The sequence below is a fragment of the Actinoplanes subtropicus genome, assembly GCF_000721705.1.
GTDB lineage: Bacteria > Actinomycetota > Actinomycetes > Mycobacteriales > Micromonosporaceae > Actinoplanes > Actinoplanes subtropicus.
The window spans coordinates 48,126-64,083 of sequence record NZ_JOJL01000046.1; the positions used below are offsets into that span (position 1 = coordinate 48,126).

General features: G+C 71.2%; 12 protein-coding genes. 6 read left to right on the forward strand and 6 right to left on the reverse strand.

The window, feature by feature from the left end:
• Positions 1-213 precede the first annotated feature (213 nt).
• The 5 genes from IH26_RS0145835 (at position 214) to IH26_RS60620 (ending at position 7,596) form a co-directional block, all read left to right on the forward strand.
• Positions 214-2,310: a transglycosylase domain-containing protein gene (locus tag IH26_RS0145835; protein ID WP_030442603.1), complete on the forward strand. Its 2,097-nt coding sequence runs from the start codon at positions 214-216 to the stop codon at positions 2,308-2,310.
• A 65-nt stretch (positions 2,311-2,375) separates the two neighbouring features.
• Positions 2,376-4,301, forward strand: coding sequence for an ATP-binding protein (locus tag IH26_RS0145840; RefSeq protein WP_030442604.1), 1,926 nt, complete (start codon positions 2,376-2,378; stop codon positions 4,299-4,301).
• Positions 4,302-4,355: 54 nt separating this feature from the next.
• The gene (locus tag IH26_RS0145845; protein WP_281179845.1) at positions 4,356-6,086 is read left to right on the forward strand and encodes a phosphatidylglycerol lysyltransferase domain-containing protein; all 1,731 of its coding nucleotides are present in this window, start codon (positions 4,356-4,358) and stop codon (positions 6,084-6,086) included.
• 178 nt (positions 6,087-6,264) lie between these two features.
• Positions 6,265-7,008, forward strand: coding sequence for an SGNH/GDSL hydrolase family protein (locus IH26_RS0145850; protein ID WP_245665986.1), 744 nt, complete (start codon positions 6,265-6,267; stop codon positions 7,006-7,008).
• A 330-nt stretch (positions 7,009-7,338) separates the two neighbouring features.
• Complete coding sequence (locus IH26_RS60620; RefSeq protein WP_157437743.1) at positions 7,339-7,596, forward strand: hypothetical protein; 258 nt, start codon at positions 7,339-7,341, stop codon at positions 7,594-7,596.
• Here IH26_RS60620 and IH26_RS64815 read toward each other — a convergent pair.
• On the reverse strand, positions 7,559-8,071 hold the full coding sequence (locus IH26_RS64815; protein ID WP_157437746.1) for a S8 family serine peptidase: 513 nt from the start codon (positions 8,069-8,071) through the stop codon (positions 7,559-7,561). The two genes, IH26_RS60620 and IH26_RS64815, sit on opposite strands and share 38 nt — an antisense overlap.
• Positions 8,072-8,763: 692 nt before the next feature.
• On the opposite strand from IH26_RS64815, the gene IH26_RS58980 reads away from it, so the two are divergent.
• Positions 8,764-9,303: a suppressor of fused domain protein gene (locus tag IH26_RS58980; protein ID WP_084599717.1), complete on the forward strand. Its 540-nt coding sequence runs from the start codon at positions 8,764-8,766 to the stop codon at positions 9,301-9,303.
• Positions 9,304-9,664: 361 nt separating this feature from the next.
• Here IH26_RS58980 and IH26_RS0145860 read toward each other — a convergent pair whose 3' ends face one another.
• From IH26_RS0145860 to IH26_RS0145880, 5 genes are all read right to left on the reverse strand, one after another.
• A complete protein-coding gene (locus tag IH26_RS0145860) occupies positions 9,665-12,229 on the reverse strand; it encodes a molybdopterin-dependent oxidoreductase (protein WP_030442608.1) in 2,565 nt (854 codons plus the stop codon).
• Positions 12,226-13,005, reverse strand: coding sequence for an FAD binding domain-containing protein (locus tag IH26_RS0145865; RefSeq protein WP_030442609.1), 780 nt, complete (start codon positions 13,003-13,005; stop codon positions 12,226-12,228). Before IH26_RS0145865 ends, IH26_RS0145860 begins: the two co-directional genes overlap by 4 nt.
• A gap of 25 nt (positions 13,006-13,030) precedes the next feature.
• Complete coding sequence (locus tag IH26_RS0145870) at positions 13,031-14,632, reverse strand: hypothetical protein (RefSeq protein WP_030442610.1); 1,602 nt, start codon at positions 14,630-14,632, stop codon at positions 13,031-13,033.
• 50 nt (positions 14,633-14,682) lie between these two features.
• A complete protein-coding gene (locus tag IH26_RS54850) occupies positions 14,683-14,922 on the reverse strand; it encodes a hypothetical protein (RefSeq protein ID WP_051809735.1) in 240 nt (79 codons plus the stop codon).
• 123 nt (positions 14,923-15,045) lie between these two features.
• Positions 15,046-15,852, reverse strand: coding sequence for an SGNH/GDSL hydrolase family protein (locus IH26_RS0145880; protein ID WP_157437744.1), 807 nt, complete (start codon positions 15,850-15,852; stop codon positions 15,046-15,048).
• Positions 15,853-15,958: the final 106 nt, after the last annotated feature.

The following is a 15,958-nucleotide window of genomic DNA, read 5'->3' on the forward strand; positions in this document are numbered from 1 at the left end:
GGCGATCACACACGGTGACATTCACCATCTGGAGGCCGGGATTTCCCGGCCTAATCTGGACAGAATCGCCGCCGATGACTGCTGTGACGGTCACCACGTGTAAGAACCCGGGAAAGATTACGGATCGGTAACGAATCCCAGGGAGTCTTAAGGAATCGGTGCTACGGACTAGAGGTCGGACCGTTTGACGGATCTTGGGGAAGGATCTTGGGGATGACACCGGAAGCAACCGGACGCGGACGCGGGCCGGGGGGCGCCCTGGCCCGGCTCAGCGGCGTGCTGATTTTGATCGGCGCGCTCGTCGGCGTCGCGGCGATCCCGGCGGGAGCCATCCTGCTCACCGCGGCGCGCTGGTCCGACCAGCAGCGCGCCCAGCTGCCCACCCAGTTGCTCAACCCGCCGACCGCCCAGGTCACCCGGGTGTACGCGAACGACGGCAAGACCCTGATCACCACGTTCTACGACGAGGACCGGCACGACGTCGCGCTCGGCCAGATCGCCCCGGTCATGCAGCAGGCCATCGTCGCCGCCGAGGACGTGCGCTACTACCAGCACGGCGGGGTCGACCTCAAGGGCGCGGTCCGGGCCCTGGTCACCGACGCGCGCAGCGGTGCCGCCGCCCAGGGCGCGTCGACGCTGACCATGCAGGTGGTGCGCAACGTCCTCAAGGAGGACCCGACACTGACCCCGGCCGAGCGGGCCGAGGCGACCGCGGACACCCCGGCGCGCAAGCTCAAGGAGGTCCAGTACGCGATCGAGCTCGAGCAGCGGCTGACCAAGCAGCAGATCCTGCAGAACTACCTGAACATCGTGTATTTCGGCGACGGCGCGTACGGCATCGAGGCCGCCGCCCGGCGGATCTTCGGGGTCACCCCGGCCAAGCTCGACCTCGCCCAGGCCGCCATGATCGCCGGCATCCTGCAGTCACCGGAGGCCGACAACCCGGTCGGCGGGGACAAGGCCAAGGCCAAGGCCAGGCAGCTGTACGTGCTGGGAGCCATGCAGAAGGCCGGCATGATCACCGCGGCCCAGCAGCAGAAGGCGGCCGCCGAGAAGCTGACGTTCAGCGGCCAGACCACGCCGAACGGCTGCGTGGACGCCTCCGGCACGACCGACGGCTGGGGCTTCTTCTGCGATTACGTGCGCAGCTGGTTCGACGCGCAGCCGCAGTTCGGCAAGACCGTCGCCGAGCGGGACACGGCCCTGCGCCGCGGCGGCTACTCCATCGTCACCACGCTCGACCCCGACGTCCAGCAGAAGGCCGCCGCCGAGTCCCGCTCCGTCTACGGCCTGACCAGCAAGCGGGTGCTGCCGATCGCGGTGGTGCAGCCGGGCACCGGCAAGGTGCTGGCGCTGGCCGTCAACCGGCACTACAGCACCGGCAAGGGCACCGAGAACACGGTGAACCCGCTGATCAGCGGCGGCCCCAAGCTGTACGGCTACCCCTCCGGCTCGACCTTCAAGATGTTCACCATGCTGGCCGCCCTGGAGGCGGGCATGCCGCTGAACACCGGCTTCGACTCGCCGGCCAAGCTGCGCACCCAGTGGCCGGACACCGGGCCGGGCAACTGCGGCGGCATGTACTGCCCGGGCAACGCCAACCCGAGCTGGATGGACGGCTACCGCACCATGTGGAACGCCTTCGGCCGCTCGGTGAACACGTACTTCGTGCACCTGGAGGAGCAGGTCGGCCCGGCCGCCGCGGTGGCCGAGGCGAAGAAGCTGGGGATCAGCTTCGCCAACCCGCAGGACGCGAGCATGGCCAAGAACAGCGCGGCCGGCTGGGGCTCGTTCACCCTGGGCGTCGTCGACACCACGCCGCTGGAGCTGGCCTCGGCCTACGCGACGGTGGCCGCCGAGGGCACCTACTGCAAGCCGCTGCCGGTCGAGTCGATCAAGGACGCGGACGGGCAGGCCGTTCCGGTCGCGAGCACCTGCAAGAGGGTGCTCAGCCAGGACGTCGCCCGCGCCGCCACCGACGCGGCCCGCTGCCCGGTCGGCCAGCAGGGCGCGTTCGGCAAGTGCGACGGCGGCACCGCCACCCAGGTCACCTCGATCATGAGCGGCCGCCCGGTGGCCGGCAAGACCGGCAGCACCGAGGACCACCGCACCGAGACGTTCGTCGGGTTCACCACCACCGCGGTCGCCGCCGGCATCGCGGCCGACCCGACCAACCCGTCGGACGCCGTCGGCAGCGCGGTCGAGACCGACGTGGTGACCGCGGTCGGCAAGGTGCTGCGCACCGCGGTCGGCGACGCCGACATGGGCTACTTCAACGCGCCCAGCGAGCAGATCGCGTTCGGCGGGTAAAAAGGTCAGATAAGGGTGGTCACCGCCGAATTGACTGAGGTGACCACCCACGACGAACCGCGCGGATGAACCTCCAGCGCCGCGTCGCCGGGGGATTCGCGCTGCTGTGCGCGATGTTCCTGGCGCTCGTCCTGCTGCAACTGGTGGCCGGCGACCGGGTGCGGGCGGGCCATGAGCAGCGGATCGGCCGGCTCGACCGGTTGCTCGACGGCAACCGCCGGGTGTTGCAGGACATGACCGACGCGGAGACCGGGGTGCGCGGGTTCCAGCTCACCGGGGAGCCGGCCTACCTTTCGCCGTACGAGAGTGGCAGTCGCGAAGCGTTCGCGGCCCTCGACGACCTGGACGCGGACGCCACCAGCACCGCCGTCCGGGGGCTGACCCGGGCCGAACGGGCGGCGGCGAAGCGGTGGCTCGACGCGTACGGGATCCCGATCGTCGGCGCCGGGGTCGCGGACGCCGATCCCGAGCTCGCCGCGAGCGGCAAGCGGATGTTCGACGAGCTGCGCGCCGCCAACGGCACGCTGGACCGGGCGCTCGAGGCCGAGCGCACCACCGAGGTCGCCGCCGGCCGGCGCGACGCCCATCGGATCGAGCTGCTGTTCGGCGTGCTCGCCGGGCTCGTGCTGCTCACCGCGTTCGGCATCGCCGGGCTGCACCAGCGGCACCTGCTGCGCCCGCTCGAGCACATCCGGCACACCCTGCGCCGGCTGGCCGACGGCGACCGCTCGGCCCGGGCCCGCCCGGCCGGGCCCAGGGAGATGCGCGCGGTCATCGGCACGCTCAACGACCTGGCCGCCGAGACCGAGCGGCTGATCACCGCCGAGCGGGCCCGCGGGCTGCTCGGCGAGCTGCGCCAGCGGATCGCCACCGAGTTGCGCCGCGACCAGGACTTCGAGGAGAAGGGCCGCCGGGTCGCCGAGATCCTGGTGGAGGCGCTGCGGGGCGATGCGGCGTACGGCCAGGTGAGCGTGGGCCGCGGCGCCGGCCTGGCGGTGTGCTGGCCGCCGGACGCGCCCCCGCTGGACGCGGAGCTGGTCCGGCGGATCCGCTCCGGCCGTCCCGGCTCGGTGTACGAGCTCGAGGCCGGCCTGGCCGTGACGCTCGACGGCGACGACGACTGCCCGCCCGGCCTGGTGCTGGTCACCCGGGCCGGCGGCGCGGGCTGGACCGAGGACGAGCGGGTGCTGCTCGCCGGCCTGTGCCGGGAGATCGGCCACGCCGTCCGCCAGGAGCGGCTGCGGCTGCGGCAGGCCCGGCTGATCACCGAGCTGCGCCTGCTGGACGAGCAGAAGGACGTCTTCGTCTCGACCGTCACGCACGAGCTGCGTACCCCGCTGACCAGCATTCTCGGCTACACCGAGATGCTCACCGACGGCGACGCCGACGGCCTGTCGCCGGTGCAGCTGCGCAGCCTGGACGCGATCCTGCGCAACGCCGGCCGGCTGCGGGACACGGTGGCCGACCTGCTGCTGCTCGACCGGGCCAACGGCCGGACCGGCGCCGAGCCGGCCCCGGTCGATCTGGCCGCCGTGCTGGCCGGCGTGCACGACGACGCGTCCACCGCGGCCCGGGCGAAGAACGTCGCCGGGCGGCTCGACGCCACGCCGGTCTGGGTGCTCGGCGACGGGCCGCGACTGGCGACGGCATTGCGCAAACTCGTCGACAACGCGATCAAGTTCACTCCTGCGGGTGGCAGATTCGAGCTGCGACTTTCCGCCGATGGCGAACGCGCGACGCTGACCGTCACGGACACCGGCATGGGCATCCCGGCCGACGACCTGCCCGGCCTGTTCACCCCCTTCCACCGCGCCGCGAACGCCATGGACCAGGCCGTTCAGGGCCCGGGGCTGGGCCTGGCGATCGTCCGGGACATCATCGTCGAGCACGGCGGCACGGTCTCGGCGCGGTCCGAAGTGGGCCACGGTTCCGTCTTTACGGTGACGTTTCCGGTACTCTCCGCGAGCCGGGTCGAGGTCGCACTCAGCTAGACGGCAGCTTCTTACCCACCGTTTCACAGCTCCCGCACAGATGATTGCGTCATGATGCAACCCCGGTTGGCGCGTCCACCGCTGTCGCGGCGGACAATTGCCCGACTTGTCCAGCTGGCCGGTCTTTTCGACGTCGTGACCACCCTGGCCCCCCGCCCGCACGGCCGCATGGCGATGGTGGCGCACTTCATGCCGGCGGCCGGCGTGCTCTCCGCCCGGGCCGCCACCGTCGCGGTCGGCATGCTGCTGGTCTACCTCGGCGCCGGGCTGCGCCGCGGCAAGCGCCGGGCCTGGCAGGTCGCGGTCGGCCTGACCGCCCTCTCGATCGTGCTGCACCTGGTCAAGGGTCTGGACTTCGCGGCCGCGGGGGTCGCGGGAGTCCTGCTGATCATGCTGCTGGCCACCCAGGACCGGTTCACCGCGGTCGCCGACCCGACCAGCCGCTGGCGGGCGCTGACCGCGTTGGTCGGCTTCGCCCTGGCCGGTTTCCTGCTGGGCTTCCTCGAGATCGCGGTCCGGATGAACCACCTCGTGGGTACGCCGGGCGTCATCGCCTGGGCGCAGGAGGCCGCGCTGGGGCTGATCGGCATCGACGGACCGGTGCAGTTCCAGTACCGGGTCGGCGCCGACGCCGTGGCGTACACGACCGGCGCCTGCGGGCTGCTCGCCGCCGGGACAGCGCTGGTGATCCTGCTGCGGCCGATGCCGCGCCGGCCCGAGCGCGACGAGCCGAGCGAGGAGCGGCTGCGCGAACTCCTGCGGCGGTACGGCAAGGCCGACTCGCTGAGCTACTTCGCGCTGCGTACCGACAAGGCCTTGATCTGGGCCCCCAACCGGGCCGCGGTGGTCGCCTACCGGGTGGTCAACGGGGTGAGCCTGGCGGCGGGCGACCCGATCGGCCCGGAATCGGCCTGGCCCGAGGCGATCGGCGCCTGGCTCGAGGACGCGACCCGGCACGGCTGGACCCCGGCGGTCCTCGGGTGCGGGAATGCGGCCGGCAAGGCGTACCGCAAATGGGGTTTGGACGTTGTCGAGCTGGGCGACGAGGCCATCGTGGACACGGCGACGTTCTCGCTGAACGGCCGGCCCATGCGTGGCGTGCGGCAGGCGGTCAACCGAATGCGGCGGGCCGGCTACCAGTGCCGGGTCGTCCGGCAGCGCGACCTCACCCCGGAGGAACTGGCCGACGCGATCCGGGCGGCCGACGTGTTCCGCGACGGGCCGGTCGAGCGCGGCTTCTCGATGGCGCTGTCCCGGCTCGGCGACCCGCGGGACGCCGACTGCCTGCTCGTGCTCTGCCACGACGAGCAGGGCGCGCTGCGCGGGCTGCTGCAGTTCGTGCCGTGGGGCGCCGACGGGCTCTCGCTCGACCTGATGCGCGGCGACCGCACGGCCGACAACGGCCTGACCGAGCTGATGGTCACCGCCGTCCTGGAACAGGCTCTGCAGATGGGCGTACGCCGGGTGTCGCTGAACTTCGCGGTGCTGCGCTCGGTCTTCGCCCGGGCCGAGGAGCTGGGCGCCGGCCCGGTGCTGCGGGTCTGGCACCGGCTGCTGATGGCCGCCTCCAAGCTCTGGCAGATCGAGTCGCTGTACCGGTCGAACGCGAAGTATCAGCCCGAGTGGGCGCCGCGCTACCTGTGCTTCCCGACCGCCCGCGACCTGCCCCGGATAGCGATCGCCGCGATGACCGCCGAGGCGTTCCTGCCCGAGCCGCGGCTGCCCCGGCTGCCCAGGCTGCGCCGGCCACCGGAGAACGAGGCGGCCGCGCAGGCGACCGCGTGAGGGATCGGCGACATCTTGGCCGTAACGCGGCGGCGGCCGGACTCGGCGGGTAGTCTTCTCCAGGCACCGCTCGGAGATCTTCTCCGGGCACCGCTCGGAGACCACCGGCCGTGATGGAGGGACCATCATTCGACTGGCTCGCCGCCCACCCGCCCCGGCCGACTCCCTGAGTCGGTCGTTGCTGCTTCCCACCGTGCTGGTTCTCGTCCTGTTCGTGGGGGCTTGCACCGGTGTGTCCGAGGCCACGGTGATCCATCCCGCGGCGCCGGGAACGCCGACCGTCGTGACCCTCGGCGACTCGGTCGCGGCCGGCGCCGAGTGCGACTGCGATCCCTTCCCGGCCCTGTACACCAAGGACCAGCACGCCATCGACGTGAACCTGGCCGAGTCCGGGGCGACCGCCGCCGACGTGCGTGCCCAGCTGCCCACCGACAACGGCGCCCTGTCCCAGGCGGCCGAGGTCCTCATCATGATCGGCGCCAACGACGTGGCCGACACGATCGACGACCCGACCACCTACGCGGCAGCCGCCTCCGGCGTGCAGACCGACGTCACCGCCACGATCGCCGATATCGAGAAGGCGCACAGCGTCCCGGTGATCGTCCTTGGCTACTGGAACGTCGTCCAGGACGGCCGGGTGGGCCAGAAGAGCTACGGCCCGGACGGGGTGCGGGCCGCCACCGAGGCCACCAACATGATCAACAACGCCCTGGCGGCGGCCGCCTCGACCAACGCCGAGGCCGAGTACATCAGCACCGAGCCCGCCTTCCACGGCGACGACGGCAACCAGGACCCGACCGACCTACTGGCCTCGGACGGCGACCACCCGAACGCAGCGGGCCAGGCGGCGATCGCGGCCCTGCTGCCCGCACTGCCGGGAAATCGCGCGTCCTCCAGCGCGGCGGCGGCCGCCAAGCGCTGACGCCGGCCCGAGTTCGACGGTCGTTGACTAGATCATCCATCTCCCTGTCTGATGGGCGGCGTGTCGTCGACTGGTGGGCAGGTTGTCTTGATCGGTGCGTTGAGCAGGCGGTCGGTTCGGATTTGGCTGGTCGGTGGGATCGTGCTGGCTGCCGGTGTCGGCCTTGTTGTCTGGCTGGTGGTAGGTCGGCCAGCGGCTCCGGCTTCCGCGGTCCGTGACGTGTCGGGCAATTTCCGGGCTTGTCTTCTGGTGCCGTCGGGGCGTACAGCGGAGTCGTCGCCGCGAGCGGCGGTGTGGGCGAGTCTGCAGCGTGCGGCCGCGAAGGGCGGGGTGAACGTGCAGCAGTTCCCGGTTGCTGGCGACGCGGCGCATGCGGGACCGTACGTGAATGGTGCTGTTGCGGGTGGCTGTGACGTTGTTGTAGCGGCCGACGTCGCTCTCGTCGGTCCGGTGGAGAAGGCCGCAAGCGCGGCACGGCAGCAGCGGTTCCTGCTGGTGGGCGGCGGTGTTGCTGCCGGCAACGTGGATGTGGTTGCGGATGCTCCGGCTGTCAGCGCCTGGCTGTCGAAACACGTCGCCGGCGCTTGACCAGCAGGGCGGTGACCGCCGCCGCGATGAGGGCTGCGACCGCGACGGCGGTGGCCGTGAGAAAGCCGCCGATCGAGCCATGCGTGGCGGGCGGCTGCTTTCGGGCGGCTGCTGGCAAGGCTTGGAGCAGGGGGTTGGCGGCGGCAGAGGTCGGCGCCGGCATGGTGAGTGCCCGGTAGGGGTCGATGACGCCGTATCCCCATCGGGTGTCGCGTTGCACGCCGGCGGGGTGATGGGCGCTGCTGGTGAGCCGCTGGATGATTTGCGCGGCGGTTTCGGTGGGGTAGCGCGCGCGTAGCAGCGCGGCCGCGGCGGCGACCTGCGGCGCGGCGAAGCTGGTCCCGGTGGCCTTGGTACGGGTGCCTTGGAGACCGGCGGTGTAGATGTCGACGCCGGGCGCGGCGAGGCCGAGGTAGGCGCCGGATTCGTTCTTGGGCCAGAGTGCGCCGGTGCTGTCGGTGGCGGCAACGGCGATGTGTCAAAGAGCGCACCAAGGGCCCGGCCCAAGCAACCGGCAACGCCAAAACCGCCAAGCAGTCCGACCCCAACCTGCCGCCGGGCGTCACCGCACCCCTCGACGCTCCTGGCGCCGACACCACCGGAAACCAAACCGGAAGCCAAGTCTGGTGGGACGAAGACGGATGCACCGTCCTCGGCCTCAAACGCTACGGCAAACAAGCCAAAGCCATCGCCTGGGACTGCGGCGAGAACGGCGATGCCGACGGTGCGCCGGGCTTTGAAGCAGCCGCGTCGTTCCACAGCGTTCCGATCGGTCCTGTCGAAGCGAATGGACGACGGCCTGCGTGGGCTGATCGCCCTGAAGGGCCGGCGCCCAAGTTCGATCGTCGGCGGCAATACAGCAACATGTCGAGCGTCAACCGCCGGGATGCCTTGGCGGCTGACCCAATCTGCCCGTACTGCGGCAAGGCTCGCAGTACTCAAGCGGATCACATCTATCCTGTGCGGGAACATCAGCAGAAAGGTGGGTGGGCAGACGACAAGGCCGCGCGACAGCCGATGTCAACCAGCGAGGTAACCTTGTCGGCGCGTGTGGACCCTGTAACGGTGGGGGCAAAAGTGGAATGGTGTTAGGGCCCGCGGCGGGTGAGTACTGGCCGCCGGCCTGGCCGGTCGGGCAATGGTGGCCGTTCGGAGGAGGGCCCTTCAATGCTGGCTGATCTTGTTCGTGGCTACTACGAGGCGAAGTGGGGGGCACCGAATCGTATAGCCCGCTTCGACGCGTTCGGGCATACAATAGAAATCTACAAATGGGAGCCGGATGCAACGGGTGAGGAAGTGACTATCTACGCAACGAACGGCGCAAGTGCCAGCCGCGTCCTACCTGGCGGGCACCGAGTCGAGTTCTTCGTTGGCTTCCATCCCGAGTTTGACGGAATCGCTCCGGCTCTTTCGTTGTTGGCCACCTACCCATTGCAGGAAGGCGACCTAAGGCCAGGTGACACGGTTACGATGGGTGACCCGCTGTGGGCGGGTGCTCCAGCCTCCACCTTTCTGATCGTGCCGCAGATCGAAGAATTGCTAGAACCTCTCCTTTTGCCCGATGCCAGCCACGTTCAGTTCTGCGAGGTTCTGCCGATTTCGGAAACGGAGTTGGAGATCAAGCGGCAGCGGGGTGCCGTCTGGTTATTGGGAGATCTAAATGACAGGGGCATTGCGACGTGGGAACATCAACGGGCATACCTTTAGCGGCACTGCTCGTCGGGCAGGAGATCGTTTCAATCAGCTGACAGCCGACCGGCTATGCGTCCAGTCGTGTTTTGCGGCATTATGGAATTTGTGGCCGGGGCTCTGCCGTTTACCCAGGGTCATTGCCGGGTAGCCCGGCATTGCGTTCTGGGATTACTACTGGTGACGGCGGTGGTGAGGTCGTGAGGGCGGCGGTCGGCACGAACGCGGTGTAGGTGGTTTCGGCGATCTGGGCGTCGGAGATCCAGCGGTCAGGATCGAGGTGATCAAGCCGTCGGGAACACGCCGACAGCAGTAACGTGACGGCGCCGAGCAGAGCTACTCGCATTTCCCTACGACTGTATGGGCGCGCGAACCGTTCCTACGGGGAGCGGCGCGCTCGCTGCAACCCCTCCCAGACCCGGTCCCGGGTGAAGGGCAGCGCGGTGAACCGCACCCCGGTGGCGTCGCGCAGGGCGTTGGCGAGCGCGGGGGCGACCGGGTTGAACGGGCTCTCGCTCATCGACTTGGCGCCGAGCGGGCCGATCGCGTCCGTGGTCGCCGCGAAGTGGACCTCGGTGCGCGGGACGTCGGCGAAGGTCGGCAGGTGGTACTGGCGGAAGCCGGTCGTGGTGACCTGGCCGGTCGCGTCGATGTCCACGTGTTCGGCCAGGGTGGCGCCGAGGGCCTGGGCGACGCCGCCCTCGATCTGGCCGCGGCACTGGAGGGGGTTCATGACCGTGCCGGCGTCGGCGCTGTGGACGCTGCGGAGGATGCGGATCTCGCCGGTCTGCGGGTCGACGGCCACCCGGAACCACTGCGCGTTGAACGCCACCGAGCGCGGCGACCCGGCGAAATGGCCGGCGGCGGTCATGCCCTCGATCGACTCGTCGCCGGCGGCGAGGATCTTCTCGTGCAGGGCGGTGGCCGCGTCGAGGACCGCGCGGCCCGCGACCACGACACCGGTGGAGGCGAAGGCGCCCGTGTCGTGTCGCACCACGTCGGTGTCGGATTGGCGTACGCAGATGCGGTCCGGTGTTGTTCCCAAGGCGTCGGCGGCGATCTGCGCGTGCACGGTGGTGCTGCCGTTGCCGAACTCGGCCGTGCCGACGGCGATCTCGTAGCGGCCGCCGGGCAGGACCGTGACCGTGGCGTCGGCGAAATGGCCGCCGGGTGGGCCCGCGGCGATCATCGCGATCGCCATGCCGTCGCCGACCAGCCAGCCCGGGGGAGCGGGGTCGGTGGCCGAGGATGCCGTGCGGATGTGGGAAAGGCACTGGTCCAGGCCGAAGCTGGCGATCGACAGGTCGTCCACGTGGTCGCCGGGAGCGAGGAGGGGCTCGCCCGCCCGTACGATATTGATCTCTCGCATGTGCACCGGGTCGATGCCCAGCTGCCGGGCCAATTCGTCGAGGACCGACTCGACGGCGAAGGAAACCTGGCCCAGCCCGTAACCGCGGAAGGCGCCGGACGGCACCGTGTTGGTGTAGACCGCATAGGCGTCGGTCGATTTGTTCGGGCAGCGGTAGACGGCCAGGGACTCGTGGCAGCCGTGGTACATGACCGAGGGGCCATGATTGCCGTACGCGCCGGTGTCCGCCACCACCCGCAAGCGCATCGCGGTCAGCGTCCCGTCGCGCCGCGCCCCCGCCCGCAGGGTGACCTTGAACGGGTGCCGGACCGTCGCCGAGGTGAACTGCTCGGCGCGGGTGTACTCGAGCTTGACCGGCCGCCGCAGCCGCAGCACCGCGAGCGCCACCAGGTCCTCGACCAGCATCTCCTGCTTGCCGCCGAAGCCGCCGCCGACCCGCCCGGTCAGCACCCGCACCCGGTCGGCCGGCAGGTCGTAGAGCTCGGCCACCGCCCGCCGGGTCAGGAACGGGGTCTGCGAGCTGGTCCGGATCACCAGGCGGCCGTCGTCGTCGAGCCAGCCGACCGCGCCGTGCGTCTCCAGGCTGGCGTGCTGCACCCGGGCGGTGGTGAAGGTCTGCTCGTAGACGGCGTCCGCCTCGGCGAAGCCCGCGTCGACGTCGCCGAGCGTGGCGTGCAACTCGCCGACCACGTTGTTCGGGGCGGCGTGCAACTGCGGCGCGCCGGGGGCCATCGCGGCCTCGGGGTCGAGCACCGAGGGCAGCACCTCGTACTCGACGGTGATCGCCCGGCAGCCGGCCTCGGCGGCGGCCTCCGAGGTGGCGACCACGGCGGCGACCCGCTGGCCGGCGAAGCGGACCACATCGTCCAGGACGCGGGTGTCGGCCGGGTCCTCGGCGGCGTTCTCGTGCTGGGCGGTGGAGAAGAGCTTGGCGGGGGCGTCGGCGTGGGTGAGGATCGCCTCGACGCCGGGAACGGAGAGGGCGGCCTCGACGGAGATGGCGGCGATCCGGGCGTGCGCGTGCGGGGAGCGCAGCACCTTCATGTGCAGGACGCCGGGGACCTCCAGATCGAAGGTGTAGCGGGCGGTGCCGGTGACCACCTGGGGGCCGGCCGGGGCGCCGAGGTTCGCGCCGACGGCCGTGCCGGGTTCCGGGGTGGTCGCGTTGACCACGCCCGCTACCGCGTCGGCGATGGCGCGGTATCCCGTACACCTGCAGAGGTTGCCTTTGAAAGTGCGTGGAAGATCGGCGCGCTGGTCCTCGGTGAGGGCGGCCGTTGTCATGATCAGGCCGGCGGTGCAGAAGCCGCATTGAAAACCCTGGGCGGCGAGGAACGCCTGTTGTGCGGGATGGCCTTTCAGGCCTTCGATGGTGGTTACGCTGCGTCGTTGCGCGCGGTGGGCGGGATAGAGGCAGGAGTGCACCGGTACGCCGTCGACATGCACCGTGCACGCGCCGCAGTCGCCGGTGTCGCAGCCCTTCTTGACCCCGAAGCAGCCTTCTTCCCGCAGGTAGGTGCGCAGGCACTGGCCGGGACGGGGCGCGCGGTCGTGCTCCTCGCCGTTGATCCTCATGCGCTCAGCTCCTGGCGGATCTGCTCGGCGTAGAGCCTGGTCAGGTGGCGGCGCCAGGTGGGGGAGCCGTGTACATCGGTCACGTATTCGTGCTCGGGAATACGCTCGGTGAGAGCGATCTGCACGACCTCCGCCGAAGGAAATGCCCGAAATTTCAGGATGTACGGGCGTTTTGTCGCCGCCGTTACCGTAAGCGCCAGGCCCTGGTCTTCGACGCGGCCGATCAGCAGGGCGGCGGAGCGGCCGTGCGGGTGCAGGGAGCCTTGGCGGAATGCCGTTCTTGCCGCTAGGGCCGCCGCGGGGAGGTGGAGGGAGCGGAGTAGTTCGCCGTCGGACAAAACAGTCATTCCCTCGCCGGTGACGAAATCTCGCACTAAAACGGTGCGCTCACCTTCCGTGCCCTGCAGGAGGCACGTGCCGTCCAGGGCGGCGCCGAGGGCGATCATCGGGCCGGCCGGCAGCGCCGCGCAGAGGTTGCCGCCGACCGTGGCCACGTTCCAGATCTTGAAGGAGGCCAGGAAGGCGTGGCAGCACCGCTCGGCCAGGTCGTGTCCGGCGGCCGCGAGCTCGGCGATCGTGCAGGTCGCGGCGATCTCCAGGCCGTCCTCGCGGCGGGTCACGGGCGGCCACCCCGCGGTGGTGAGGTCGAGCAGCCGGGTCAGATGCGGCCGTGGCTCGCCGAACAGCGCCGTCCCGCCGGCCAGCCACGCGTCGCCGGGCCGCCACTGGCCGACCCTGGCCGGGCTGATCACATCGGCGACGGTGTTCAGATCCACGTCAGTACGCTACGCGCCGGTTGTTTCAGATCTCAGTGGGAAACAGGATCAGGAGCGTAACCCCGACCGAGGCGAGCCAGGCCAGGTAGAGCGGCCACGGCCGGCCGGGGACCTCGATCGCGGGCGGCGGGGGCAGCGGGCTGATCGCGAAGGACCGGTTCCGCGCGTCCCGCAGCGCGGCGACCAGCTCGTCGGCGTTGCGCTGGCTGTCCGGGGAGGGCCAAGGCGGCGGCACCGGGACGGTGAGCACCGACTCGCCGGCGGTCAGGAGGACCGTGCCGGCGTCGTCGTGGACGACCGCGCTGTCGGTGGCCCAGGGCTGGCGGTCGGGGCCGCGGAAGCCGACCGCGGCCACCCCGCCGACGTGCCAGCGCAGGCGGGGGCGCAGTTGGGTGCGCCAGCCGAACTCGTACCCGAGGCCGGCCGAGACCGCGGCGACCAGGGTGAGCACCGCGGGCGGTACGCCGGCGATCATGGCCAGCTCGCCGGCCGCGAGGGCGGCGCCGAGGCCGATCGCGACGGTCGCCACCCAGGCGCGTTGCGGGGCGATGCGGTGCTCGCGGCACTGGTAGGCGTCGGCGCCGCGGTCGCCGGGGCGCAGGGCGGCCGGGTCGACCAGTTGCTCCTCGTCGTCCTCGATCTCGCGGGGGAGGCCCTGGACGACGTCGTAGGCGACCTCGATGACCCGGCCGACCGGGCTTACGGGGACGTGGATGCGGCCTTCGACCTCTACCGTGCACCAGGCGCCGGGGCGGGGATCGCCGTAGAGGGTCCCGGCGAGGGTGCGCGGCTGGTCGCCGGCGGTGTCTCGCTGGGCGAGTATCTCGCTCGGTGAGCTATGTGGGCGCTGCGGGGACGGGTTGCCTCGCTGGGCGAGTATCTCGCTCGGCGAGCTGTTGGCGCGTTGCGAGGGCGGGTTGTCTCGCTGGGCGAGTATCTCGCTCGGCGAGGCAAGTGGCTGCGGGGGGCGCGGCGGGAGCGTGGTGTCGAACCCGAACTCGCGCGCGATCAGCCCACCCGGATGAGGGAGCAGCACGTGCACGTATCCGATCTGCTCCACCACCCGCACCGCGTGCATCGGCTGCGCCGCCCCGAACAGCTGACGCAGCCGCGTCCGATGCGTGACCACCCTGGCCAGCAGCGCGCAGCCGAACCCGAACCCGCCGATCACCGCCACCAGCCAGGCCGGTCCCGCGTACCGGGCGAGCACCGCGACGAACCCGGCCGCCGCCAGCGCGAGCACGGCGATCCCGAGGACCTCGGCGGGCACGGCCACCTGCGGCAGGCCGTCCGGCGCCGGCGGCTGCCGCCGCGGGACCAGGGCGGCCACCGGGGACCGGTCGCGGCGGGTGAGGGCTATCGCCACCAGGGCGTACGCCCAGCAGACCAGCGCCGCGGCCGCCGTGTGGGCGAGCGAGGTCCACACCACCGCGGCGAGCACGCCCGCCCAGGCCGCCGCGCCCCGGTGCGCGTACACCATGAACGCCGGCGCGACCAGGACGCCCAGCCCGACCCAGGGCGCCACCGGCGACGGGTCGCCCGGGCCGCCGAGCAGGCCGAAGAGCAGCAGGAACGCCATCGCCCCGCTGACCGGCACGAGCCCCTCGACGCGCAGCAGCCGACCCATGCCCCTATCGTCGGGGAGATCCCCGCCGCCGGGGGCGGAATCGGCGGCCCTCAGCCGAACATCCGCCACCCGGCGCCGGCCGCGCCGGCCAGTGTGAGCACGCCCAGGTAGGCCAGCGAGAGCCGGACGCCGCGCGGCTTGCCGGCCGACTCGCGCGATCCGGACCGCCAGGCCCCCAGGTATCCGGCGAACGCCAGCGCCCCGAATCCCGCCACCGCGATGGGCCCCAGCCACCAGGTGAGCGCGGCGACGGTCGCGTAGACGCACAGCGGTAGCGGATCGCGCCTCATGACGCCGAGGAATGCCCGATATGCACGCTTTGACCTTACGTGGAACAGCGTGAAATGAGCCCACACGCTGCTTGACGCGCAGGACGTCGGCGCGTCGCCGCCGGCTTGGCTCAGGTCCGAGGCTCAGCGGGCGGTGACCCAGCGGGTGACGGTCCGGAAGCGGGTGAAGGTTTTGCCGTCAGCCTTGGCGCGGTAGCGGACCTTGGTGGTCACCGGCAGCTGCCACCTGTGGTCGCGCTGGAACCAGAGATGGCAGCCCTGGACGTCGGTGCCCAGCGACGAGCGCTGCAGGCAGTGGTAGCCGTACGCCGCCCGGTACGGGTCGTCGTCGGCGGGCCAGGCCGGGCCCGCCGGGTTCAGCACCGGCTCGAGGGCGCGGTACCAGTTCCAGGCCATCTTCCGGTAGCCGTAGTCGTTCGGGTGCTCGCGGTTCCACATGTCGATGCCGCGTACGCCGCTGTCGTCGACGACGTGGAAGTTCGCGCCCTTCGACGCCACGATGCCGGGGATGGCGGCGTTGAAGAAGTACGTCTGGTAGCGCTGCGCCGCGACGTCGTCGTAGTCGCCCAGCCCGACGATCTTCGCGACGAAGACCTGGGCGTCCGGCCGGTCGACGGCGATCTTGCCGAGCAGCGTGTCCAGGTCGGCGGCGGCGTCCTGGTTGCCGCGCACCATGTCGTTGGTGCCGATGTGCAGCAGGATCACGTCCGGCCGGTAGGACGCCAGCCAGTCGTCGACCCGGGCGGCCAGCTGCGCGATCGTCCAGCCCTTGTGGCCCTCGTTGTCCGGGTCGGGGGAGTTGCCCGAGCGCATCGAGCCGACGTAGTCGACCTGTACGCCGGCCTCGGCGAGCCGCCAGAGCAGCGCGCCGCGATAGGAGTCCAGGGTGGACGAGCCGACGCCGTACGTGATGGAGTCCCCGAGCGGCATGATCCGCACCGGCCCGGCCTGACCTGGCCCGGCCTGACCTGGCCCGGCCTGACCTGGCCCGGCCTGACCTGGCCCGGCCTGACCTGGCCCGGCCTGACCTGGCCCG